General features: G+C 67.7%; 18 protein-coding genes. 16 read left to right on the top strand and 2 right to left on the bottom strand.

Annotated features, from left to right (window positions below; translation table 11 throughout):
* The first annotated feature begins 72 nt into the window (after nt 1-72).
* The 11 genes from AC4D14_RS05885 to purM all read left to right on the top strand — a co-directional run bounded on the left by AC4D14_RS05885 (nt 73) and on the right by purM (nt 11402).
* On the top strand, nt 73-663 hold the full coding sequence (locus AC4D14_RS05885) for a sugar O-acetyltransferase (RefSeq protein WP_490900694.1): 591 nt from the start codon (nt 73-75) through the stop codon (nt 661-663).
* Nucleotides 660-1223 carry a TetR/AcrR family transcriptional regulator gene (locus tag AC4D14_RS05880; protein WP_490900693.1) on the top strand — a complete coding sequence of 188 codons (564 nt, stop codon included), beginning with the start codon at nt 660-662 and terminating at the stop codon, nt 1221-1223. Before AC4D14_RS05885 ends, AC4D14_RS05880 begins: the two co-directional genes overlap by 4 nt.
* Nucleotides 1223-2494 (top strand): MFS transporter, encoded by a 1272-nt coding sequence (locus tag AC4D14_RS05875; protein ID WP_490900692.1) that lies wholly within the window; start codon nt 1223-1225, stop codon nt 2492-2494. Before AC4D14_RS05880 ends, AC4D14_RS05875 begins: the two co-directional genes overlap by 1 nt.
* 86 nt (nt 2495-2580) lie before the next feature.
* Entirely contained in the window at nt 2581-4233 is a 1653-nt protein-coding gene (locus AC4D14_RS05870; protein ID WP_490900691.1) for a molybdopterin-dependent oxidoreductase, read from the top strand.
* Between the two features lie 52 nt (nt 4234-4285).
* On the top strand, nt 4286-5290 hold the full coding sequence (locus AC4D14_RS05865; protein WP_490900690.1) for an asparaginase: 1005 nt from the start codon (nt 4286-4288) through the stop codon (nt 5288-5290).
* 93 nt (nt 5291-5383) lie between these two features.
* On the top strand, nt 5384-5782 hold the full coding sequence (locus AC4D14_RS05860; protein WP_490900688.1) for a sterol carrier family protein: 399 nt from the start codon (nt 5384-5386) through the stop codon (nt 5780-5782).
* Nucleotides 5783-5823: 41 nt separating this feature from the next.
* Nucleotides 5824-7215: a DUF2079 domain-containing protein gene (locus AC4D14_RS05855; RefSeq protein ID WP_490900687.1), complete on the top strand. Its 1392-nt coding sequence runs from the start codon at nt 5824-5826 to the stop codon at nt 7213-7215.
* 150 nt (nt 7216-7365) lie between these two features.
* A complete protein-coding gene (locus AC4D14_RS05850; protein WP_490900686.1) occupies nt 7366-8337 on the top strand; it encodes a universal stress protein in 972 nt (323 codons plus the stop codon).
* A gap of 9 nt (nt 8338-8346) precedes the next feature.
* The gene (locus tag AC4D14_RS05845; protein WP_490900685.1) at nt 8347-8655 is read left to right on the top strand and encodes a hypothetical protein; all 309 of its coding nucleotides are present in this window, start codon (nt 8347-8349) and stop codon (nt 8653-8655) included.
* Nucleotides 8656-8733: 78 nt separating this feature from the next.
* A complete protein-coding gene (gene purF, locus AC4D14_RS05840) occupies nt 8734-10293 on the top strand; it encodes an amidophosphoribosyltransferase (protein WP_490900683.1) in 1560 nt (519 codons plus the stop codon).
* Nucleotides 10290-11402 (top strand): phosphoribosylformylglycinamidine cyclo-ligase, encoded by a 1113-nt coding sequence (purM, locus tag AC4D14_RS05835; protein WP_490900682.1) that lies wholly within the window; start codon nt 10290-10292, stop codon nt 11400-11402. Before purF ends, purM begins: the two co-directional genes overlap by 4 nt.
* Before the next feature lie 208 nt (nt 11403-11610).
* On the opposite strand, the gene AC4D14_RS05830 is transcribed toward purM, so the two are convergent.
* Nucleotides 11611-11847 (bottom strand): DUF3073 domain-containing protein, encoded by a 237-nt coding sequence (locus AC4D14_RS05830; protein ID WP_490900681.1) that lies wholly within the window; start codon nt 11845-11847, stop codon nt 11611-11613.
* Between the two features lie 292 nt (nt 11848-12139).
* On the opposite strand from AC4D14_RS05830, the gene AC4D14_RS05825 reads away from it, so the two are divergent.
* Nucleotides 12140-13537 carry a hypothetical protein gene (locus AC4D14_RS05825; RefSeq protein ID WP_490900680.1) on the top strand — a complete coding sequence of 466 codons (1398 nt, stop codon included), beginning with the start codon at nt 12140-12142 and terminating at the stop codon, nt 13535-13537.
* A 40-nt stretch (nt 13538-13577) separates the two neighbouring features.
* Here the strand turns inward: AC4D14_RS05825 and clpB are convergent, their stop codons facing one another.
* On the bottom strand, nt 13578-16199 hold the full coding sequence (gene clpB / locus AC4D14_RS05820) for an ATP-dependent chaperone ClpB (protein ID WP_490900678.1): 2622 nt from the start codon (nt 16197-16199) through the stop codon (nt 13578-13580).
* A gap of 282 nt (nt 16200-16481) precedes the next feature.
* Here clpB and betT point away from each other — a divergent pair, with 282 nt between their 5' ends.
* Genes betT through AC4D14_RS05800 form a run of 4 tightly spaced genes read left to right on the top strand, consistent with a single transcriptional unit; the run spans nt 16482 to nt 23735 of the window.
* On the top strand, nt 16482-18620 hold the full coding sequence (gene betT, locus AC4D14_RS05815; RefSeq protein WP_490900677.1) for a choline BCCT transporter BetT: 2139 nt from the start codon (nt 16482-16484) through the stop codon (nt 18618-18620).
* On the top strand, nt 18617-20110 hold the full coding sequence (locus AC4D14_RS05810) for an aldehyde dehydrogenase family protein (RefSeq protein WP_490900675.1): 1494 nt from the start codon (nt 18617-18619) through the stop codon (nt 20108-20110). Before betT ends, AC4D14_RS05810 begins: the two co-directional genes overlap by 4 nt.
* Nucleotides 20107-21705, top strand: coding sequence for a GMC family oxidoreductase (locus tag AC4D14_RS05805; RefSeq protein WP_490900673.1), 1599 nt, complete (start codon nt 20107-20109; stop codon nt 21703-21705). Before AC4D14_RS05810 ends, AC4D14_RS05805 begins: the two co-directional genes overlap by 4 nt.
* Nucleotides 21706-21749: 44 nt before the next feature.
* On the top strand, nt 21750-23735 hold the full coding sequence (locus AC4D14_RS05800; RefSeq protein WP_490900671.1) for a penicillin-binding transpeptidase domain-containing protein: 1986 nt from the start codon (nt 21750-21752) through the stop codon (nt 23733-23735).
* Nucleotides 23736-23738: the final 3 nt, after the last annotated feature.

Genomic DNA, 23738 nt, shown 5'->3' with positions numbered 1-23738 from the left:
CCTGAGCAACGCCTCCCGCGGTCCGGCGCGGACCTGGTGCCATCCCCAACCAAGTTGTGTACGCTTGTACATATGAACGATGTGAAAGCGGCCTACTTCGAAGGTGACGAGCGGTCGATGCGTGAGCGGATGCTGGCCGGGGACCTGTACTTAGCCGATGATGAGGAACTAGCCGAGGCGAGCACGCGTGCAGTCGAGCTCGCATCCCGGTACGGAACGTTGTGGCCGACGGACCGCAGCGCGGCGGCCACCGTCCTGGAGGAACTGCTGGGAAGCCTCGGCGAGGACACCGAGATCAGGGCGCCCTTGTTTGTCGATTACGGCTCGCACCTGCACATCGGGGCGCGCACCTTCATCAACTACAACCTCACCGCATTGGACGTTGCGGTCATCACCATCGGAAATGACGTCCAGATCGGCCCGAACGTTCAGTTGTTGACTCCGACCCATCCCGTGGAGCCCGCCGCCCGGAGGAACAAGCTGGAGGCCGCCCGGCCCATTACTATCGGTGACAACGTCTGGATCGGCGGCGGCGCAATCGTCCTCCCTGGTGTCACCGTCGGCCAGAACTCGGTCATCGGAGCTGGGTCTGTCGTGACAAAAGACGTTCCCGCCAATGCTGTTGCAGTCGGGAACCCTGCCCGGGTCATCCGCACCCTATGACCGCCGGGAAAGGCTCCCCACGGCCGCGGCGGCACGACCCCGATCGCCGCGAGCGCCTGATTGACGTGGCGCTTGAGGTGATTTCCGAACACGGGGTTGCAGGCACGACCCACCGCAAGGTCGCCGCCGCGGCCGATGTCCCACTGGGATCGATGACCTACCACTTCACCGGGATAGACGAGCTGTTCACAGCGGCATTTACCAAGCTTGCCAACATGACCGCTGACGGGTTCGAAGAGGCCTTGGGATCTGCGGACGGGCCGGAAGCGGCCCGCGAAGCCGTCGTCCACCTGATCACCGGCGAGCTGCTCGGTTCACGGCGCAATGTGCTGCTGACCTATGAGTTGTACTCCCTCGCGGCACGCAATCCCGCGCTGCGTGAGGTCACGGACGCGTGGATGGCACGCAGCCGGGAGGCCCTGGCCCATCATTTCGATGCTCCGACCACCGTCATGCTCGACGCGCTCATTGAGGGTCTGGTCATCCACCGCACCCTCGCCCTCAATCCCATGTCTGATGCGATCGTCCGCGACGCCGTAACGAGAATAGTGACCCCTTAATGACGCCCCAGCTTGAGACCACCGCACAGGCCGCCCACGGCGGGCCCCCCGTCCAGCTTTCCCGTGCCCGGGTAGCGGTTGCCGTCCTGTTCTTCACCAACGGTGCGATCTTCGCGAACCTCGTGCCCCGGTATCCCCAGATCAAAACGGACCTTGAGTTGAGCAACACCGCGTTCGGGCTGGCAGTCGCTGCGTACCCGTTGGGCGCGCTGTTGATGGGCATTGCGGCCGGTGTGCTGATCCGGCGGTTCCGCTCCTCCAGGGTGGCCGTTGTGGCAACACTGCTGACCGCACTGGGCCTCTTCCTGGCCGGCGTCGCACCGACGGGCGTCCTCCTGGCCGCTCTGCTGTTCCTTGCCGGAGGAATGGATTCCATCACGGACGTCGCGCAGAACTCGCATGGCCTGCGCGTCCAGAAACTCTATAAGCGCTCGATCATCAACTCCCTCCACGCGGTGTGGTGTGTGGGAGCCGTCCTGGGCGGAGCAACCGGTGCGGCAGCAGCGGGACTCAACATCCCGGTCGGTATTCACCTTGCCGCAACCGGGGTTGTATTCACTGCCATTGCCCTTGGTTGCTACAGGTACTTTCTCCCCGGCCCGGAACCCACGGAAACCACGCAGACCCCGGGGGAAACCACCGGAGACAACAAAGCCGATTCGGTGGTGACACCCGGCACCGGACGCCGGGTCAGGCACGGGGCTCTCGTCGCCCTGGTTTTGATCGCAGCGTCCGCCGCCCTGGTGGAGGACGCGGGCAGTTCCTGGTCGGCGGTGTACCTCGCCGGGTCCCATGGGGCGACAGCGTTCCTTGCCGGAGTTGGGTTTATCGCACTGCAGGGCATGCAGTTCGTTGGGCGGATCTTCGGGGACCGGATGGTCGACCGGTTCGGCGAAAGGACCGTGGCTCAGGCCGGCGGGGCACTGGTATTCCTTGGCATGGGCACCGCCCTTGCACTGCCGAGCCTTCCAGGCACCATCATCGGCTTCGGCTGCGCCGGTCTCGGCGTTGCCACGCTCATCCCCGCCGCGATGCACGCCGCAGACAATCTGCCCGGGCTCAAACCAGGAAGCGGTCTCACGATCGTCAGTTGGCTGCTGCGCCTCGGCTTCCTGATCTCGGCTCCCCTGATTGGAGCGATAGCGGACCTCTCGAATGTCCGCTATGGCCTGATCGTCGTCCCAGCCGCCGGCCTCCTGGTTCTCGCATTCTCCCCCGTGTTGAATCAGCGCAAACTTCCCGGCCCGCCCCCCATTGCGTACAGTTCCTGACGTCTAGGTCGGGGCCCGTGCCTGGCTGAACGCCCGGCGTCGGCCCTGATACCCATACCGACGGCTGTTCCCTCCGAATAGATGCCATGAACCCTCCCTCCGGCTCGCGACGCGGCGCACTCCTCCTTGCAGCACTTGCCGGCATCCTGGCGGCGGGGCTGGTTCTGGGTGCGGCGGAGCTCGTTGGCGCATTTTTCACGGCGCGGGCCACGCCCGTCATCGCCCTTGGTTCCACCTTCATCGATTTCACGCCGCCGTGGCTCAAGGATTTCGCCATCGCCACGTTCGGCACAAACGACAAGGCGGCCATGTTCGTCGGCATGGGAGTCACAATCGCGGGTCTTGCCGCCGCTCTGGGAGTGGTGGCCTACCGGCGGTGGACCTATGGTGCCGCCGGAGTTGTGCTGATGGGCACGGTCATTGTGGCAAGCGTCCTCACCCGCGCCGGCGCCTCGGTCCTCGATGCGGTGCCGTCAGTTGTGGGCACCGCGGCGGGACTCATCGCCCTCCGGCTGCTGACGATCAGGCTCCACCGCGTCTTCCCTGCCCACCCGGCACAGGCCTCCCGGAGCGCGGTCACCCCGGTACATGCCCGCACGACCGGCGCCGGACCTGACCCCGCGGTCCCGATCACGGGAGAACCGGCAGCCGGCAGCACCCCCGTCGCGCCGGCAAGCCGACGGTCCTTCATGACGGCGGCCGGCATCACGGCCGTCGTCGCAGCTGTTGCTGCCGGCGGCGGGCGGGCCCTTGGGGGCATCCGCAATACCGTTGACACCGCGCGGCGGAACCTTTCGCTTCCCGCCCCTGCGAGCGCGGCACCGGCGCTGCCGGCCGGGCTGCAAGCCCCCGTCGACGGCGTGACTCCTTGGCTCACGCCCAACAGCGACTTCTACCGGATCGACACTGCCCTGAGCGTGCCGCAACTGGACGTTGAGCAGTGGGAGCTTCGCGTTCACGGAATGGTGGAGGAGGAGCTGACGGTGACGTTCGCGGACCTCCTTGCCGCCGACCTTATCGAGCGGCACATCACGCTGACCTGCGTGTCGAACCCCGTGGGCGGAAATCTGGTGGGCAACGCCAAGTGGCTTGGGTATCCGGTGCGGGAACTGTTGAAGCGGGCCCGGCCGCTGAAGGGGGCCGACATGGTGCTCTCGACCAGTTCCGACGGCTTCAGCGCATCAACGCCCCTGCCGGTGCTCCAGGACGGACGCGACGCCCTGCTCGCCGTGGCCATGAACGGGGAGCCTCTCCCCCTCGAACACGGGTACCCGGTGCGCATGGTCGTGCCCGGACTCTACGGATACGTCTCGGCGACGAAGTGGGTCGTGGATCTCGAGGTGACACGCTTCGCCGACCAGACGGCGTACTGGACGGACCGCGGCTGGTCCGAGAAGGGGCCGATCAAGACAATGGCGCGGGTCGAGGTGCCGCGGTCCTTTGGACAGGTCGCCTCCGGCACGGTGATGATCGGCGGCACGGCCTGGGCGCAGACCCGTGGCATCACCCGCGTTGAAGTCTCGCTTGATGAAGGGGCCTGGGAGGAAGTGACCCTCGCCGCGGAGGCGTCGGTGGATACCTGGCGCCAGTGGCACCACGAGATTTCCGTTGACGCCGGGCTGCACACCATCCGGGTGAGGGCGACCGACGCGGAAAACGGTGTCCAGACCAAGGAGCGTGCCGAGACTGTGCCCAACGGCGCTTCGGGCTGGCAGTCCGTGCAGTTCACGGCGCAGTGAAACAGTCTCACCATGCCCCGGACCGACCCGGGTCATAGGCAATACTGGTTTCATGCCTTCAACCTTCACCTCCACCGACGCCGTGGATCTGGCCGTGCTCGAGCGGAACGGATTCATCGAGTCCCGGCACATCGGTTCCGCGGTGGTGCTTGCCGCCGACGGGTCCGTGGTCACGGCCCTGGGCGACATTGACGCCCCCATCTTCGCGCGGTCCACGCTCAAGCCGTTCCAGGCGCTTGCCACGATGAAGGCAGGCGTGCCGCTGCGCGGTCCGCAGGTGGCGCTGGCCGCCGCAAGCCATGTCGGCAGCAGCGAACACACCGCCGTGGTGAAGACGATGCTCAACGCCGCCGGGGTCACCGAGGACGATCTCCAGTGCCCCGAGGACTGGCCCCAGGACGAGGAAGCGCGCACCCGGCTGGTCGTCTCGGGCAGCGGGAAGCAGCGCATCGCATTCAACTGCTCCGGCAAGCATGCGGGATTCCTCTGGGCATGCACGGAGAACAACTGGGACCACGGAACCTACCTCGACCCCGGCCACCCGCTGCAGCAGAGCATCGCCGAGGTCATCGAGGAGTACACCGGAGAGACCCCGGCGCACTGGGGAGTCGACGGATGCGGCGCCCCGCTTGCCGCAGTGTCCCTGACCGGCCTGGCGCGGGGCATCGGCCGGATCGCCAAGGCACCCTCCGACAAGAACGCCGACGCCCGGGCAGCGACGGTCGCCACCGCGATGCTCGACTACCCCTGGGCCGTCCACGGGCGCGGCTTCGACAACTCGGTGGTGATGGAGGAGCTGAACATCATCGCCAAGAGCGGTGCGGAGGGGGTGCTGGTCCTGGGTGCCCCGACGGGTGCCTCGCTCGCATTGAAGATCCTTGACGGGAACCTGCGCGCGGCAACGCTCGTGGGACTCACCCTTTTTGCGGCCGCAGGTGCGCTGGATGCGGCGAAGGTCGGTGAAGTCCTCGAACGGGTGGTTCCTCCGGTGCTGGGCGGCGGCCGCCCGGTTGGCAGGCTCCGCCTCGCGGCACCTGTGACCGCGCTGCTCGACTAGGAAACCGGCACTGCCCATCGACGCCCGGCGGGGCTGAAGCTCCCGCGGGATTGGACCCGCAGGATGAGAACCTCGGCTGTGAAAGGACCAGGCATGGCAAGGCGGCGCATCAGCACTGCAGACGGCACAGCTGCCCTGCATGCGGTGTCCAGCGGCAGCACCGGCAGGACGCAGAAGGCCACCGCCGTGCGCTTCTGCCTTGAAGAACTGGCCGAACGCGCGCCCGGGAACAGCGTCGAAGTGCGGGTGCCGCCCTTCGGCGTCGCCCAGTGCGTTGAAGGCCCGCGGCACACGCGCGGCACCCCGCCCAACGTGGTGGAGACCGACGCCGAAACCTGGCTCCAGCTCGCGACCGGTTCCCTCGCCTGGACGGAGGCTGTCGCTGCGGGCAGGGTCGCGGCTTCGGGCCAGCGGGCCGACCTCAGCATGTGGCTGCCGCTCTTCTCCGCCGGGCCCCAAGCGCAGGCCGGGCCTTCACTCGGCGGCGCGTGAGCATGCGCCGCACCCGGACACCCGCAGGAGCCAGGCCGCTGGTGCGGTCGGTGCGAAACGCGGTGCGCCGCCAGCCCCTGACCGCCCTGGCCGTTGCGGCGGCGGTCACAGCCGTCTACCTGGTCTTCTCGGCCGCCCAATGGAACCGCCTCGAATCGCCGTCGTGGGACCTTGGCATCTTCACGCAGCTCGCCAAGGCCTATGCCGGCTTCGACGCGCCGATCGTTCCCATCAAGGGCCAGAACTTCAACCTGCTCGGTGATCACTTCCACCCCCTGCTGGTGCTGCTGGGCCCGGTCTACTTCCTCTTTCCGTCGGCCTTTACACTCTTGGTTGTCCAGGACCTGCTGTTTGGCGTGTCGGTCTTCGTTGTCGCACGCACCGCCGCCCGCCATCTGGGCCGGGCCGCGGCGGTCTGGGTGGGCCTGGCCTACGGGCTGTCGTGGGGACTGCAGTCGGCGGTTTTCGCCCAGTTCCATGAGATTGCCTTCGCCGTTCCACTGCTCGCGCTGAGCCTCGAAGCAGTAATCGGCCGCCGTCTGCCTGCGGCCGTCGGCTGGGCCGCGATGCTGGTCTTCGTCAAGGAGGACCTGGGCCTGACGGTCATGGCGCTCGGCCTCGTCATCGCCCTGCGGTTCCGCCACGCCGCAGGCCTGTGGCTCGCAGCGTGGGGCGCCGCGTGGCTGATCCTTTCGGTGGCTGTCATCCTGCCCGCCCTCAACACCGGTGGCACCTACGATTACGCCGGCCGGATCGACGTGGCCGGGCTGCTCGCCGACCCCTGGCAGGCCGCGGTGGCCCTCGTCTCCGGGGCCGAAAAACAGGAAACGGTGTTCCTGCTCCTTCTCTCCGGCGGCTTCCTGTTCCTGCGCTCCCCGCTGGCGCTTGTGCTGCTTCCGACCCTGCTCTGGCGCTTCGCGTCGAAGGAGGAGTGGTACTGGGGGCCCGACTGGCATTACAGCGCCGTGCTGATGCCCGTGCTCTTCCTCGCCCTCGTCGATGCCGCCGCAGCCACACGGCGCAGTCGCCGCGCCTGGCTGCGCACCGTGGCGGCCGCCGTCGTGCCGGCGACGGCGGTCGTGGCTGTTGCCCTGCTTCCCAGCCAGGAGTTCGCCTCCCTTGTGCGCCCTGAAACCTACCAGCGCTCGCCGCGCTGGGAGGCGGCCAACCGTGTCATTGAGTCGGTGCCGGAGGGTGCCTCGGTCGAAACCGGCGTTGGGCTGATGGCCTACCTCGCCCCGCGCGCCGAGGTGTACTGGATCGGTTCCGAGAACCCAGCGCCCGATTACCTCGTGGTTGACGCCGAGGACTGGAGCTGGGGCCCGTCCCGTCCCGCCGACGCCGTGCAGCATGCGGAGCAGGTCTATCCGGGCACCTCGTACGCGCTCGTGTTCGCGGATCAGGGCTACCAGTTGGTGCACAGGACCGGCTGACGTCCGGTCCGGCGCAACCGGCGTCGGTGCTCGTGCCCCTGCACCGCAAGGGGCAGAGGTCTTAAGCCTCTAACCCGGGGGAACCGCCTTGCGGACAATGTCGCTGGAGCCCGGTTTGCCGGGCACCGGACGAAAGGCGCGGTGATCACGATGGTTCAACCCCTTCCGAAGAATGCGATAGTCGTTGGAATCGATGAAGGCCAGTCGCACCGTTCAGCCCTCGACTGGGCAGCGACGCGGGCCCAGCAGCTGCGCCGCCCCCTGGTCCTCCTCCACGCCCTCGACGACACCTGGGCAATGCCCGAGTACGCCTTCTACGAGAACCTCACCACGCATGCCCGGACAACGCTCCAGAAGGCCGCGGAACATGTTCGGGAGTTCACGCCGTCGGTGCAGGTGAGCACGCAGGTGGAAATGGGGTCAGTGACATCGGTGATGGGTGCGGTTTCAGCACAGGTCGAGCTGATCGTGGTCGGCGGGCACCGGCCCGGCGTGCTCGGCGGCCTCGTCCCCGGAACAACAAGCCTCCAGGTCGCAACGCGCAGCCTGTGTTCGGTCGCGGTGATCCCCACAGCCGACCTCGTCCGCAGGTCCGGCGTGGTGGTTGGTGTCGACGGCTCCGACCAGTCCCTTGAGGCTGTAGCCATCGCCGCGCGCGAAGCCGACCGGCTTGGCGAGGAACTGCACGTCGTCTATTCGTTCACCCCTCCGGACAATTGGGTCTACAGCTTCATCCCCAACGAGACCTTCCTGCGGCGGATGGAGGAAGCCGAAGAGGTTGTCCTCTCCGAGTCTGTCGCCGGGCTCGGAGAGCGTTACCCGGACCTCGTGATCAGCAAACACCTCGACACCCACCGCTTCCCCGCCGAGGCGCTCCTCGCCGCGGCGGACAAGGCGCAGCTGCTTGTGCTGGGCAGCCGCGGTCGCGGGGTCCCCCACAACCGGTACCTCGGCTCGGTGAGCCACAAGGCACTGCTCTGGCTGCCCTGTGCAACCTTCGTCTGGAGGAACCCGCAGCAGCGGCAGCAACCCGGGAACGCCGAAGTGCAGGGGCTCGGCGCACGAATCAGCCAGCGCGCCCGATCGCGGCGCGGCGCCTACCGCCGCGCCGAAGGCCGGTAGCCTTGGACCATGAGCCCTGAACAGCCGGTATCCCCAAGCACCCCCGAGCGCCGGGAGGTCACCATCCGCCGGGCGCCGCGGTTCGCCCCCTTCATGGGGCTCGGCGCGGTGCTGGGATTTCTCGCGGCGCTGATCGTCGCGTACACCGGACCGGGCGACCCAACGCTCACCCGGGAATCGGCCCTCGGCTTTTTCACAGTTGTCTTCACCATCCCCGGCCTGATGCTCGGAGCGCTTGTGGTTCTCCTCCTCGACCGGCGCAGCGTCCGCCGTGCCCAGCGTGCCCAGGTGGAGCGGACGTACGACGACGAGGCCTAGCGGTTTCCGCCGGGTCATCCGGCTCCTCCCCGCCGTCGCAGTTCAGGGACCCGCTGCCGCTCGTGAGAGAATGATGCAATGGTGCGCGGTGATGGAAAACTTACCCACGATCTTCTCCCCCACGAAAAAGGCCCCCAGGACGCCTGCGGCGTTTTCGGAGTTTGGGCGCCGGGCGAGGAGGTAGCCAAGCTCACCTACTACGGCCTTTACGCCCTGCAGCACCGCGGCCAGGAGTCAGCCGGCATCGCCACGAGCGACGGATCGCGGATCAACGTGTATAAGGACATGGGCCTTGTTTCCCAGGTCTTCGACGAAACCACCCTGAACACCCTCACCGGTCACATGGCCGTCGGCCACTGCCGTTACTCGACGACCGGCGCATCACAGTGGGCGAACGCGCAGCCCACCCTCGGCGCCACCGCTATGGGCACCGTGGCGTTGGCACACAACGGCAACCTCACCAACTCGGCCGAACTTTACGAAATGGTCCTTGAGCGCCATGGAAAGCCGCGCTCCGGCGAGATCGCCCAGGGCAACACCACCGACACGGCCCTCGTTACAGCCCTGCTGGCCGGGGAAGAAGGCTCATCCCTCGAAGAGACAGCAATGGAGCTGCTGCCGAGCATCCAGGGCGCTTTCTGCTTCGTGTTCATGGACGAAGGCACCCTCTATGCCGCACGGGACACCTACGGCGTGCGCCCGCTGGTCCTTGGCAGGCTCGAACGCGGCTGGGTTGTCGCCTCCGAACAGGCCGCCCTCGCCACAGTCGGTGCGAGTTTCATTCGGGAGATCGAGCCGGGCGAGTTCATCGCCATCGACGAGGACGGCGTGCGCTCCCGCCGTTTCGGCATGCCCTCCCCGGCCGGATGCGTCTTCGAATACGTATACCTGGCCCGGCCCGACGCCGCGATCGCCGGGCGCTCGGTGTACGAGTCCCGCGTGGAGATGGGCCGGCAGCTGGCAAGGGAAAACTCGGCGCAGGCAGACATCGTCATTCCGGTCCCTGAATCCGGCACGCCGGCGGCGGTCGGGTTCGCCGAGGAGTCCGGAATTCCCTTCGCCCACGGTTTCGTGAAGAACGCCTATGTGGGACGCACCTTCATCCAGCCGAGCCAGACCCTCCGGCAGCTGGGCATCAAGCTGAAGCTCAACGCCCTCGAATCGGTCATCCGCGGCAAACGCATCATCGTCGTCGACGACTCGATCGTGCGCGGCAACACGCAGCGCGCCGTGGTGCGGATGCTGCGCGAAGCCGGCGCCGCCGAGGTGCACGTCAAGATCTCCTCGCCGCCGGTGCGCTGGCCGTGCTTCTACGGGATCGATTTCGCCTCGCGCGCCGAGCTGATCGCCAACGGGGCCGCGGTCGACGAGATCAGCAAGTCGATCGGCGCCGACAGCCTGGCCTACATTTCCGAGGACGGGATGATCGACGCGACACGCCAGCCCCGCGAACGCCTTTGCACCGCGTGCTTCACCGGGCAGTATCCGATCCAGCTTCCCGGATCGGACCGCCTCGGCAAGAACCTCCTCGAGCGCGTGAACCCGTCCGACAAGACCGGCGCAGACGGCTGCGATCCGGGACCGGGCAGTGAACTCGAAGCTGTACTGACCGAAGAAGACAAGAAAGAACGGGTATGAGCGCCTCCCCCAATCCCATCACCTATGCAAGCGCCGGCGTTGACGTCGAAGCCGGCGACCGCGCCGTCGAACTGATGAAGGACGCCGTGAAAGCCACCCACGGCACCGAGGTGCTTGGCGGGGTCGGCGGGTTCGCGGGGCTTTATGACGTGTCGCGCCTGCTCACCTACCGCAAGCCCCTGCTCGCCACCTCCACCGACGGCGTGGGAACCAAGGTAGCCATCGCCCAGGCCATGGACATCCACGACACCATCGGTTACGACCTCGTTGGAATGGTCGTCGACGACATCGTGGTGGTGGGTGCCGAACCGCTCTACATGACCGACTACATCGCCTGCGGGAAGGTGGTGCCGGAGCGGATCGCCGACATCGTGCGCGGAATCGCCGCTGCCTGCTCGGTTGCCGGAACCGCGCTCGTCGGCGGGGAAACCGCCGAACACCCCGGGCTGCTGGGGGAACACGAGTACGATGTCGCGGGCGCGGCAACGGGCGTCGTCGAGGCGGACGCACTGCTGGGCCCGGCGCGGGTCAGGGACGGCGATGTGGTGATCGCTATGGCTTCCTCCGGCCTCCACTCCAACGGGTACTCGCTGGTGCGCCGGGTCATCAACCAGGCCGGATGGGCCCTCGACCGCCAGGTATCGGAACTGGGCAGGACCCTCGGCGAGGAACTGCTCGAACCGACCCGGATCTACGCGGCCGACTGCCTCGACCTGGCACGCCACCTTCCGGCCGCAGTGCACGGCTTCAGCCATGTGACCGGCGGCGGGCTTGCCGCGAACCTCGCCCGCGTGCTCCCGCACGGCCTCGAGGCAACGGTCGACCGCTCCACCTGGGAACTTCCGCCCGTCTTCAAGCTCATCTCCGAGCTCGGCAGCGTCCCGCTTCCCGACCTCGAGCGCACGCTGAACCTCGGCGTGGGAATGGTCGCGATCGTCGGTGCGGAAGGGGCGGACGCTGCTCTGGCCCGCCTCGCCGACCGCGGCGTTCCCGCCTGGGCAATGGGCACCGTCGGCGCCGGACGCGGCGAAGGCTCAGGACCCGACTACGTCCAGGGCGCCAAGGGCGTCGACGGCGGAGCGGTGCAGCTGCTCGGCGCCTACGCCTGACACGGCCGTCGGCCCGTCCCCGGCTGCAGGCAGGGGACGGGCTGACCGGCGGATGTCGGGTGGGTCAACACCGAGGGATTAACGAGCTGAGGCGATGCACAGGGTGCATCGCCTCAGCAACGAACGAACCGGTTGGAGCAATCCACCGGTGCGAAGGAAGAAATTCAGAACCGCGAGCGTCTATGGGGTGCTCGCACAAACCGGCTGGTCAGCCGGTGCGGCGGGAGCCGTCTTCTCCGTCGTCGTCGAACTCGTCGGCGTACTTGTCCGCATACTCCGAATAATCCGGCTCGGCCGGTTCAAGAGGTTCGGTACGCCGGTTCGAGGCACGACTGCCTGGGCCTGTGAGCTCGCGCTGCAGTGCCGTGTAGTCAGTCGCCGGGCTGAAGTACTTCATGTCCCGGGCCTGCTTTGTAGCTTTTGCCTTTTGACGGCCGCGCCCCATGGCGTGACCCCCTTTGTGCGTCGATCCGGAGGTGGTCACTGGGGCACGAGGCCCAAGGCTGCAGCGAGGCCCCGGAGTATTTGGTCAATTTATCGTAACTATAGGTTACATGCTTTGTGGTGCGTAAGCGTCCGCTTGTGATCAGCATGACTTGAGTTTGGGCAATTCCCTGTTGGCGCGGCGGGTTACCGGCGGAATAGCCCCTCAGCGCCGGGAATTTGGATAGAGTCAAGGCCGAAATGCAATATGGCCGGCACCCAGGCGCCAAGACTGTCGAGGAGACAACCGTTCGATGAGTGACAAGGAGAACGCGGTGCCGGGCCCGGAGGAAACCCCAGAGCCGGAGCTCGTGAACCCCGATGACGTGGTTCTCTCCGATGCCGCGGTGTCGCAGGAAGCGCTCGAGCCGGAGCTGACGGTCTCCCCCGAGGAACTCGCATTGACCGAGCCTTCCCTTGAACCGGCCCGGATCAGCGAGGAGACGGCCGAGGCGGCGTCCCTGGAGGCCGCTGCCGCCGAAGCACGTGCAGTAGCGAAAGAGGCCGAGGAGGCAGGAACCCTCGTGGCCGGCCCCCTTCCGGCCGAAGCGCCGGTCGTCGAGGCCGCACCGTCCGGAACCGCTCCCCCAGGGGGTGCCGCCGGTGACACGGAAACGCCGGATCCAGCGGACGACACGAATTCTTCCGATCCAACAGGCGGCACAGCTGCGTACGACACTGCGGGCGGCACGGGCGCGTCCGAGGCCGTTCACGTCACGCGTGGGCCCGAGAGCATGGAAGCCGCCCCCGAATCCGGCGACTCCGGTGAAACCCCGCGCCCGTCCGCTGATACCCCGGTGACGGCGGCGGGAACGGACGACTCCGAGGGTGCGGACTCCGGCCTGGCCGCAGCCGGTGCTGCATCCCCGGTCGCAGCGGGTGCCGCGGAGGTGCCGGTCACCGTCTGGCCTGCCGGGCCCGGTCTTGGCGCGGGAACCGACCCTGCCGCGGTCGGCGCGCACGAGAATCAGGGCGGAGGCGCCCCGCACACTGCCCGCGTCCCTGCCGCATCTGCCGACTCCGCACCTGCCGACTCCGCACCTCCGGCACGGGGGCCGTGGATCCCGGCCGGTGAGGCTCCTTCGTCCGGCCCGGACGCCTCGGTGGCCGCGGGCGCGCATCCGATCCGCCCACGGAACCGCAAGAGTTCAGGCAAGCGACCGGTGGTGCTGATCCTCGCGGCAGCGCTGGTGCTGATCGCACTTTTGGTATGGGCAGTTGTGGCGCTCGTCGCACGGCTGTCCGGGCCCGACGCTTCGGCCGCCGTGATACCGACAACGGCCGGTGCGGACGGAATCATCGCCGAGGACGTCTCCACAACCAGCGTCGAACCGGGGCAGTGCCTCCTCGATTTCTCCGGCGCCGACCAGAACGTGACAATCGTTACCTGCACGACGCCGCACCACGCCCAGCTGCTCGCCTCCGAGTTCTATCCGGACGACGCCGACTTCCCCGGGCGCGACCAGCTCGGCGCCCGCGCGAAGGCCGCGTGCGACGCCGCCGACATCAACGAGGGCGCCGCAGCGGCGGCCGGGGAGATCACCCTCCTCCACGTCACTCCCACGGAGGGCTCCTGGGCTGACGATGACCGCCGCGTCGACTGCTTCGCGGTGTCCGAGGCGGCCACCCTCAGCCGGAGCCTGCTTAACTGACGCCTCCCGACCGGCACCTCCCGAACTGACGGCTGGCCGCCTAGGCGGCGAGCCGGTGCAGGCTGAGTCCGTCGTTGTCTCCGCCGTCAAGGGACTCTGCGCCGTCGGCCCGGTCCACAAGGACCGTGTCGCCGTCGGTGATTCCACCCGCGAGCAGTTCGCGTGCAAGCCGGTCGCCGATCTGGCGCTGCACCAGGCGGCGCAGCGGACGGGCACCATAGGCGGGATCAAAACCGGTCAGCGCGAGCCATTCGCTCGCCGCCGGCGTCACCTTGAGCGTGAGCCTGCGGTCCTGGAGTCGCTTTGCGAGAGCCGAGACCTGAAGGTCAACGATCTTGGACAGCTCATCAAGGCTCAGCGCGTCGAACATGATGACGTCGTCGAGACGGTTGAGGAACTCGGGGCGGAAGCTCGCGTTGACCGTCCGCATGACCGCTTCGCGGCGCTGGGCGTCATCAAGGGCCGGATCCACGAGGAACTGCGAGCCGATGTTCGAGGTGAGCACGAGGATCACGTTGCGGAAATCCACGGTGCGCCCCTGGCCGTCGGTGAGCCTGCCGTCGTCGAGCACCTGCAGGAGGATGTCGAAAACCTCGGGGTGCGCCTTCTCCACCTCGTCAAGCAGCACCACGCTATAGGGACGCCGGCGCACCGCCTCGGTGAGCTGGCCGCCCTCCTCGTAGCCCACGTAGCCCGGAGGCGCTCCGACGAGCCGGGCCACCGAATGCTTCTCGGAGTACTCGGACATGTCGATGCGCACCATCGAGCGTTCGTCGTCGAACAGGAAGTCCGCCAGCGCCTTGGCGAGCTCGGTCTTGCCGACACCGGTGGGACCGAGGAACAGGAAGGAGCCGGTGGGCCGGTTCGGGTCGGACACCCCGGCGCGGGCGCGGCGCACCGCGTCCGAGACCGAGGCGACGGCCTTGGCCTGTCCGATGAGCCGGGAGCCGATAACCTCCTCCATGTGCAGGAGCTTCTGGCTCTCGCCCTGGAGCATGCGGCCGGCGGGGATGCCGGTCCATGCGGAGATGACCTCGGCGATGTCATTCGCCGTCACCTCTTCGGCAACCATCAGCTCCGGGGCGTCCCCCGCCGATTCCTGTTCGGCGGCCTGCGCCTCATCGAGTTCGCGCTGGACCTGCGGGATCTCCCCGTACAGGATGCGCGATGCCGTCTCCAGGTCGCCCTCCCGCTGGGCCTTGTCGGCCTGCGAGCGCAGCTCGTCGAGCGAGGCCTTGAGGTCGCCCACCCGGTTCAGGCCCGCCTTCTCGGCCTCCCACCGGGCGTTGAGCGCCGTCAGCTCCTCCTGCTTGTCCGCCATTGAGGCGCGCAGGTCCTCGAGGCGTTCATGGGAGGCTTCGTCCGTCTCGCGCTCCAGGGCCAGTTCCTCCATGCGCATCCGATCGATGGCGCGGCGCAGCTCATCGATCTCCACCGGGGCGGAATCGATTTCCATGCGCAGCCGGGACGCGGCTTCGTCAACAAGGTCGATGGCCTTGTCGGGCAGCTGGCGGCCCGAGATGTAGCGGTTGGAAAGAGTTGCCGCGGCCACCAGCGCCGAGTCGGCGATTGAAACCTTGTGGTGTCCCTCGTAGCGCTCCTTCAGCCCGCGGAGGATGCCGATCGTGTCTTCGACGGACGGCTCACCCACGTAGACCTGCTGGAACCTGCGCTCAAGCGCCGGATCCTTCTCGACGTTCTCGCGGTACTCATCCAGGGTGGTGGCCCCGATCATGCGCAGCTCACCGCGGGCGAGCATGGGCTTGAGCATGTTCCCGGCGTCCATCGACCCTTCCGAGGCTCCGGCGCCCACCACGGTGTGGAGCTCGTCGATGAAGGTGACGACCTGCCCGTTGGAGGAGCGGATCTCTTCGAGGACCGCCTTGAGCCTCTCCTCGAATTCGCCGCGGTACTTCGCGCCCGCGACCATGGAGCCGAGGTCGAGGCTGATCAGCGACTTCCCGCGCAGCGACTCCGGCACGTCCCCGGCGACGATCCGCTGGGCGAGGCCTTCCACGACGGCGGTCTTGCCGACGCCGGGCTCACCGATCAGGACAGGGTTGTTCTTGGTGCGCCGCGAAAGGACCTGCACCACCCTGCGGATTTCCGCGTCGCGCCCGATCACCGGGTCCAGCTTGCCCTGGCGTGCGATTTCGGTGAGGTCGACGCCGAACTTCTCGAGGGCCTGGAACGTGTTCTCGGGGTCCATTGAGGTGACCTTCCGGTCCCCGCGCACGTTGGGCAGCGCGGCGGCGAGGGCGTCGCGGGAAATCCCGGCCCCCCGCAGGATCCTGCCGGCGGCTCCGGCATCGGATGCCAGCCCGAGCAGCAAATGTTCGGTTGAGACAAACTGGTCCCCCAGCGCCTCTGCCTCCTGCTGGGCGGCAGTGATGACCTGGAGGGCGCCGCGGGAGAACTGCGCCTGCGCAACGGATGTCCCCGAGGACGACGGCAGCGCACGGATCGCCGAGCTCGCCTGGACGCTGATGTCGTCGGGTGAGACGCCCGCGGCTTTGAGAAGCGCGACGGCGATGCCCTCACGCTGGTCCATCAGGGCTTTGAGGAAGTGGGCAGGTTCAACCTGGGCGTTGCCCGCCGTGGAGGCGTTCATCGCCGCTGCCGAGAGGGCCTCTTGGCTCTTGGTGGTGAATTTGGCGTCCATTGGCACATCCTTTTCTTCAGGCGCGTCACTGCGGCACTCATGCAAATGCTTAAGTTGAGTGTACCTGACTCAACTTATTTCCGGCGTTCTTCGGTGCGAACTTCGCTCACGGCGAAGCCGGGTTTGCCTGTATCTTTGGCCGCGTGGCGCTGTGATTAAGATCAAACGTTTCGGGGGTTGCCACGAGCAGGAGATACCCTCTTTAGGCCCGCCAAACCGGACACGCTCCGTGCTGCACGGCGGGCCGCTAGCTGGCGTTGCCTCCATCAACCTGAGGGAAGAATGAGTACAAGAGCTGAAGCACCACCGGGTCCCATCAAGGACACCACTGACACCGACGGGGGCCGGCCCCCCGGCCGCACCCGAACCAACCGGACCGTTTTCTTCGGCTCCGCCGTGGGAATCCTCGCGATCGCCGCCTGGGCAATGATCTCGACCGAGAGCGCCGAGGCCGTCATCGGCTCGATGGTCGGCTGGGTTTCGACGAACATGGGCTGGTACTACTTTCTCGTGGTCACCCTCGTCGTCGTCTTTGTCCTCGTCGCCGCGCTGACGCGGGTCGGCAGGACCAAGCTGGGCCCCGACCACTCGAAGCCGCAGTTCAGCATGTTCACCTGGGGATCGATGCTGTTCGCGGCGGGCATCGGCATCGACCTGATGTTCTTCTCGGTCTCCGAGCCCATCACGCAGTTCCTCGCCCCGCCGCAGGGCGAGGGAGGAACTGCCGAGGCGGCGCGCCAGGCCATGGTGCTCACCCTGTTCCACTACGGGATCACCGGCTGGGCCCTCTACGCGCTGATGGGCCTCGCCCTGGGCTACTTCGCCTACCGGCACAACCTGCCGCTGAGCATCCGCAGTGCGCTTTACCCCATTTTCGGCAAGAAGATCGACGGTCCGCTCGGGCACACGGTCGACATCGCCGCACTGCTGGGCACCATCTTTGGCATCGCGACCTCCCTGGGCATCGGCGTCGTCCAGCTCAACTACGGGCTCAACGTGATGTTCGGGCTCCCCGAAGGTCTTGCCACCCAGATCGGCCTGATCGCCGTCGCCGTCGTCATGGCCACGGTCTCGGCGGTCTCGGGCGTGGAGAAGGGCATCCGGCGCCTGGCCGAACTGAACGTCGTCCTGGCGATCGGGCTCATGCTCTTTGTCCTCATCAGCGGCAAGACGGCCTTCCTGCTCGACGGCATCATCCAGAACACCGGCGACGTGCTCAGCCGATTCCCGGGCATGACCCTCGACACCTTCGCCTACGACCGGCCCGACGAGTGGCTGAGCGCGTGGACGCTGTTCTTCTGGGCGTGGTGGATCGCCTGGGCGCCCTTCGTGGGGCTGTTCCTGGCACGCATCTCCCGCGGCCGCACCATCCGGCAGTTCGTCCTCGGCACCATGATCGTGCCGTTCGCCTTCATCCTGCTCTGGATCTCCATTTTCGGAAACAGCGCCCTGGACCTGGTGCTCGGCGGCGGCGCCGCCTTCGGCGAGACGGCGATGAGCCAGCCCGAGCGCGGTTTCTACTCGCTGCTCGAGCAGTACCCGGCCGCGCCGATCAGCGCCGCCGTCGCCACCTTCACCGGCCTGCTGTTCTACGTGACCTCCGCCGATTCCGGCGCGCTCGTCATGGCGAACTTCTCGTCGCACCTGAAGGACGCCGACGCCGACGGCCCGCGCTGGATGCGCATCTTCTGGGCCGTTGCCACCGGCGTCCTCACCCTGGCCATGCTCATGGTCGGCGGCATCACCACCCTGCAGAACGCCACGATCATCATGGGCCTGCCCCTGTCGATCCTGCTGCTGTTCATCATGCTCGGCCTTTACAAGGCGCTGCGCGTTGAGAACACCCTGGCCGACAGCTACCGCTCGAGCCTTCCCGGCATTATGTCCGGCCGCGCCGGAGAGGGCCGGGGCCGAAACTGGCGTCAGCGCCTTTCCCGCGCCATGACCTACCCCGGCCAGCGGCAGGCCAACCGCTTCGTCGATACCGTCGCCCAGCCCGCTCTCCAGGAGGTGCACGACGAACTGCGTGCCCAGGGCGCCGCGGTCAGCCTCGCGACCGGCCTCGTGGAGTCATGCGGGATCCGCCACGTCGACCTCAACGTCGGCCTCGGCGAAGAGCGCCCCTTCAAGTACCAGATCTATCCGGTGCAGTACGAGACGCCGTCGTATGCGCCGCGGAACGCCTCGGTTGACGAGAAGTACTACCGCATGGAGGTCTTCTCCCTTGAGGGAAGCCACAGCTACGACCTCACCGGCTACACCAAGGAGCAGGTCATCACCGACGTGCTCGACCACTACGAAACACACCTTGAGTTCCTGCACCTCAACCGCGAAGCGCCGGGCAACACCGCGCTGGCGGACGAGCAGGCGGCCAAGGACAACTGGGAATCCGACTTTCCCCTCCAGGAGGAAACCAAGTGACTGAGACAACACTGTTCATCGGTGGCGAGTGGAGCGCCGCCTCCGACGGCGGAACCCGGGACATCCTGAACCCCGCCGACGGCGCCCTCGTGGCAACCGTCGCCGAGGGCACCAGGGAGGACGCCCTGCGCGCCATCGCTGCGGCCCGGAAGGCGTTCGACGGCGGCGAGTGGGCTTCGGTGCCCGCTCCCGAGCGTGGGGACTTCCTGCTCCGGGTTGCCGCTGAACTGCGGGAGCGCAGGGAGGAGTTCGCCCGCGCCGAATCCCTCGACACGGGCAAGCGGCTCGTGGAGAGCCGGATCGACATGGACGACATCGCCAACTGCTTCGCCTACTTCGGCAAGCTCGCCGGGCAGAACGCGGGCCGGATCGTCGACGCCAACAACCCCAGCGTGGTCAGCCGGATCGTCTACGAGCCGGTGGGCGTTGCCGCGCTGATCTCCCCGTGGAACTACCCGCTGCTGCAGGCCGCCTGGAAGATGGCGCCGGCCCTCGCCGCTGGCTGCTCCTTCATCCTCAAGCCCAGTGAGCTCACCCCCTCGACGGCCATCCTGATGATGGACGTTCTGGACAAGCTCGGCCTGCCCAAGGGCGTGGCCAACCTGGTGCTGGGACCCGGGGCCGTCGTCGGAGCCCCGCTCTCGGAACACCCTGACGTCGACATGGTCTCCTTCACCGGCGGCCTTGAGACCGGCCGGAAGATTGCCGCCGCCGCCGCGGGAACGGTCAAGAAGGTCGCACTCGAACTCGGCGGGAAGAACCCGAACATCATCTTCGCCGACGCCGACTTTGACGCCGCCCTGGACAATGCACTGAACGCGGCGTTCGTGCACTCCGGCCAGGTCTGCTCGGCCGGGGCGCGCCTGCTCGTCGAGGAGTCAATTGCCGACCGGTTCGTCAACGAACTCGTCGAGCGCGCGAAGCGGATCCGCCTCGGTGGGCCGTTCGATGAAGATGCTGAGACCGGACCCCTGATCTCCGCCGCCCACCGCGACAAGGTCACCGCCTACGTGCAGAAGGGCCTCGAGGAGGGCGCGCGGCTGCGCTGCGGCGGAACCTGGGGCGAGGGCGAGCTGGAAAAGGGCTTCTACTACACCCCCACCGTGCTCGACCAGGTCACCCGCGGCTCATCGGTGCTCGTCGACGAGGCCTTCGGGCCGGTTGTCACAGTCGAAACCTTCAGCAGCGAAGACGAAGCCGTTGAGCTCGGCAACGACACCCACTACGGGCTGGCCGGGGCCGTCTGGTCCCAGGACGCCGGGAAGTCCCAGCGGGTGGCCGCACGCCTGCGTCACGGCACCATCTGGATCAACGACTTCCACCCCTACCTTCCGCAGGCCGAATGGGGCGGTTTCGGCTCCTCCGGCGTCGGCAGGGAACTTGGGCCCACCGGTCTGGCCGAGTACCAGGAAGCCAAGCACATCTACCACAACATCGAACCCGCCGTCACCGGCTGGTTCCAGGCACCCGTGAGCGAGGAGACAGCATGAGCGACCTCACGAAAACCGAATTCGACTACATCGTCGTCGGCGGCGGCTCGGCCGGAGCCGCCGTCGCCGCCCGGCTGAGCGAGGACCCCTCCGTGGAGGTGGCACTCGTCGAGGCGGGACCGGACGACCGCGGCAACGAGGCGATCCTGAAGCTCGACCGCTGGATGGAACTCCTCGAGTCCGGCTACGACTGGGACTACCCGGTGGAGCCCCAGGAGAACGGCAACTCCTTCATGCGCCACGCCCGCGCCCGGGTCATGGGAGGGTGCTCGAGCCACAACTCGTGCATCGCCTTCTGGGCCCCGCGCGAGGACATCGACGAGTGGGAGCGCAGGTTCGGCGCCGAGGGCTGGAACGCCGACACGGCCTATGCGCTGTACAAGCGGCTCGAATCCAACGAGGACGCCGGACCGGACGCCCCGCACCACGGCGCCGACGGCCCCGTGCACCTCATGAACATCCCCGCCGAGGACCCCTCGGGCCGGGCCCTGCTCGACGCCTGCGAGCAGGCCGGGATTCCCCGCACCCGGTTCAACACCGGCGAAACGGTCATCAACGGCGCCGGCTTCTTCCAGATCAACCGTCAGGCCGACGGAACCCGCGCGTCGTCGTCGGTCTCCTACATCCACCCGATCCTGGAGCGCTCCAACTTCACGCTGCTGACCGGGCTGCGCGCCCGCGAACTTGCCTTCGACGCCGACAACCGGTGCACCGGCGTGGACGTGGTCGACTCCTCCTTCGGGCGCACCTCCACCCTGACCGCGCGCGCCGAGGTCGTCCTCTCGACCGGCGCCATCGACTCGCCGAAGCTGCTGATGCTCTCCGGCATCGGGCCCGCCGAGCACCTCGCCGAGCGCGGCATCGCGGTGCGCGTCGATTCTCCCGGCGTCGGCTCGAACCTCCAGGACCACCCCGAGGGCGTCATCCAGTGGGAGGCGAAAAAGCCGATGCCGGAGACCTCCACCCAGTGGTGGGAGATCGGGATCTTCACCACCACCGAGGAGGGGCTCGACCGTCCCGACCTGATGTTCCACTACGGGACCGTCCCGTTCGACATGCACACCCTCCGTCAGGGCTACCCCACAACGGAGAACGGGTTCTGCCTCACCCCCAACGTCACCCACGCCCGCTCGAGGGGCACGGTGCGCCTGCGCAGCCGCGACTACCGCGACAAGCCCATGGTTGACCCGCGCTACTTCACCGACCCGCACGACATGCGGGTCATGGTGGCGGGGATCCGGCTTGCCCGCGAGATCGTCGCCCAGCCCGCCATGGCCGAATGGGCGGGAGCGGAACTGTACCCGGGCATCGGCGTGCAGACCGACGAGGAGCTCCAGGACTACATCCGCAGGACGCACAACACCGTGTACCACCCCGCGGGAACGGTGCGCATGGGCGCCGTCGACGATCCGATGTCACCGCTGGACCCCCAGCTGCGCGTCAAGGGCGTCACGGGCCTGCGCGTCGCTGACGCTTCGGTCATGCCGGAACTCACAACGGTCAACCCCAACATCACCACGATGATGATCGGCGAGCGCTGCGCCGACCTCATCAAGGCGGACCGCGCGGCGCTCGTCACAGCGGCGGCCGGCTGATCTCTTGCGCGAACCGAAGGTTCCCCATCGGCAATAATGGCCTGATGGGGAACCTTCACCGCTTAACAGCGATATTGACCACGGCAGTGCTCGCCGCCACGCTCGCTTCCTGCGCGGACGACCGCCCAACGGCGGAGGACGCGGCGAAGAAGCTTGCCCAGGGACTGTCCGCACTCGACGTCACCGGCTCGTCGTTCACCGCAGCCGCAGCCGAGGATGTCACAGCGGACCTCGCCACGATCACCGAGGGCGTGGCGCCGCTGAAACCGCAGGTCGCCGTGGGCGCCGTCGAATCGACCGGTGACGACACCGCCACCGCCGAGCTCAAGTACACGTGGGACATCAACGCCACCGACACAGACTGGACCTACTCCACCTCGACGAGCCTCACGCGGGTCGAGGACCAGTGGCAGGCCGAATGGGATCCCGCCGTCTTCGCTCCCGAGCTCCGCCCGGACGAACGGCTGAACATTACCGAGATCCCGGCGGACCGCGGCGACATCACCGGCGCCGACGGTGAAGTGCTCGTGACCCAGCGCCCGATCCTGCGGGTCGGCATCGACAAGACACGCATCCCCGAGGCCGACCACCCCGCAGCGGCAAAGGCCCTGGCAGAACTGGTCGAGATCGATCCCGGCGCCTATGCCGAACAGGTCGCCGCCGCCGGCGCGGAGGCGTTCGTCGAGGCAATCGTGCTGCGCGATGATTCCTCCCGCACCATCAGCGATGAACAGATCAACGACGTCCCCGGGGCGTCGGCGCTGCCCGGCACCCTGGAGCTCGCCCCGACGCGGACCTTCGCGCGCGAGGTGCTGGGGACGGTCGGAGAAGCCAACGCCGAAATGATCGAACAGTCGAAGGGATCGCTCAAGGCCGGGGACATCACCGGGCTCTCGGGCCTGCAACGCCAGCACAACGACGTGCTCGCGGGAATTCCGGGGGTCGAAATCACCGCCGTCCTGGGTGACGGCGAAAACGGCGAACGCAAACAGCTGTTCGCCGCGGAACCGGTGGACGGCGCCCCACTGGCCACCACCCTTGACCTCGGACTGCAGACCCTCGCCGAAAAGGTGCTCGCCGATGAGCCGTCGGCGTCGTCGATCGTCGCCGTCCGACCCAGCACCGGGGAGATCCTCACCGCCGCGAACGGCCCGGGCAGCGAGGGCCTGCCCACCGCGCTGCTCGGGCAGTACCCTCCCGGATCTACCTTCAAGGTCGCAACGACCCTCGCCCTGCTGCGCAAGGGCTTCACCCCCGAGACGGACACGCAGTGCACCGCGGAGCTCGAGGTCGAGGGGCGCCGCTTCAACAACGCGAGCACCTACCCGGCACAGTATGTGGGCACCATCCCGCTGCTGCAGACCTTCGCACAGTCCTGCAACACCGGGTTCATCTCGAACCGCGAGAAGGTCTCCCAGGAGGAGCTCGCCTCCGCCGCGGCGGACCTCGGCATCGGCGTCGAGGCAAGCATCGGGCTGCCTGCCTTCTTCGGCGCCGTCCCCGCCGAGGCCGACGGCACGGCGCACGCCGCCTCAATGATCGGGCAGGGCGAGGTGCTTGTCTCTCCGCTGGCGCTCGCCACGATGGCCGCGAGCGTCGGTGCCGGCGCCCGGGTCACGCCCACGCTCCTGGGCGCGGCCGGCCCCGAGGCCTCCGCAGCGCCGTCGCCCTCGGGTGAACCGTCGGGTGGATCGCCCGCGTCGGGGGAGTCGTCGGAGCCCTCGGCGTCCAGCACAACGGCCGCGAAACCCAGCGCGCTGACCAAGACGGAAGCCGAGCAGCTGCGCACCCTGATGCGCGCCGTGGTGACCGAGGGCGGCGCCCAGCTGCTCAACGACGTGCCGGGGGAACCGGTCCTCGCCAAGACGGGAACCGCCGAGTTCGGCAGCGAGACACCTCCGCGCACTCACGCCTGGGTCGTCGCGCTGCAGGGGGACCTCGCCGTCGCCGTCTTCGTCGAGGAGGGGGAGCTTGGCTCAACCTCGGGCGGACCGCTGATGAAGTCGTTCCTGGGCGGAACCGGCTCCTAAACC

Source organism: Arthrobacter sp. TJ-254 (genome assembly GCF_058269175.1).
This window is presented reverse-complemented; position numbering and strand designations above follow the sequence as displayed.

Excerpts from the sequence above, each read along its gene's own strand:
- AC4D14_RS05860 (WP_490900688.1), top strand. The coding sequence starts at position 5,384 with ATGGCAAGGCGGCGCATCAGCACTGCAGACGGCACAGCTGCCCTGCAT.
- clpB (WP_490900678.1), bottom strand. The coding sequence starts at position 16,199 with ATGGACGCCAAATTCACCACCAAGAGCCAAGAGGCCCTCTCGGCAGCG.
- AC4D14_RS05885 (WP_490900694.1), top strand. The coding sequence starts at position 73 with ATGAACGATGTGAAAGCGGCCTACTTCGAAGGTGACGAGCGGTCGATG.
- betT (WP_490900677.1), top strand. The coding sequence starts at position 16,482 with ATGAGTACAAGAGCTGAAGCACCACCGGGTCCCATCAAGGACACCACT.
- AC4D14_RS05875 (WP_490900692.1), top strand. The coding sequence starts at position 1,223 with ATGACGCCCCAGCTTGAGACCACCGCACAGGCCGCCCACGGCGGGCCC.
- purM (WP_490900682.1), top strand. The coding sequence starts at position 10,290 with ATGAGCGCCTCCCCCAATCCCATCACCTATGCAAGCGCCGGCGTTGAC.
- AC4D14_RS05870 (WP_490900691.1), top strand. The coding sequence starts at position 2,581 with ATGAACCCTCCCTCCGGCTCGCGACGCGGCGCACTCCTCCTTGCAGCA.
- purF (WP_490900683.1), top strand. The coding sequence starts at position 8,734 with ATGGTGCGCGGTGATGGAAAACTTACCCACGATCTTCTCCCCCACGAA.
- AC4D14_RS05865 (WP_490900690.1), top strand. The coding sequence starts at position 4,286 with ATGCCTTCAACCTTCACCTCCACCGACGCCGTGGATCTGGCCGTGCTC.
- AC4D14_RS05850 (WP_490900686.1), top strand. The coding sequence starts at position 7,366 with ATGGTTCAACCCCTTCCGAAGAATGCGATAGTCGTTGGAATCGATGAA.
- AC4D14_RS05825 (WP_490900680.1), top strand. The coding sequence starts at position 12,140 with ATGAGTGACAAGGAGAACGCGGTGCCGGGCCCGGAGGAAACCCCAGAG.
- AC4D14_RS05805 (WP_490900673.1), top strand. The coding sequence starts at position 20,107 with ATGAGCGACCTCACGAAAACCGAATTCGACTACATCGTCGTCGGCGGC.
- AC4D14_RS05845 (WP_490900685.1), top strand. The coding sequence starts at position 8,347 with ATGAGCCCTGAACAGCCGGTATCCCCAAGCACCCCCGAGCGCCGGGAG.
- AC4D14_RS05880 (WP_490900693.1), top strand. The coding sequence starts at position 660 with ATGACCGCCGGGAAAGGCTCCCCACGGCCGCGGCGGCACGACCCCGAT.
- AC4D14_RS05830 (WP_490900681.1), bottom strand. The coding sequence starts at position 11,847 with ATGGGGCGCGGCCGTCAAAAGGCAAAAGCTACAAAGCAGGCCCGGGAC.
- AC4D14_RS05800 (WP_490900671.1), top strand. The coding sequence starts at position 21,750 with ATGGGGAACCTTCACCGCTTAACAGCGATATTGACCACGGCAGTGCTC.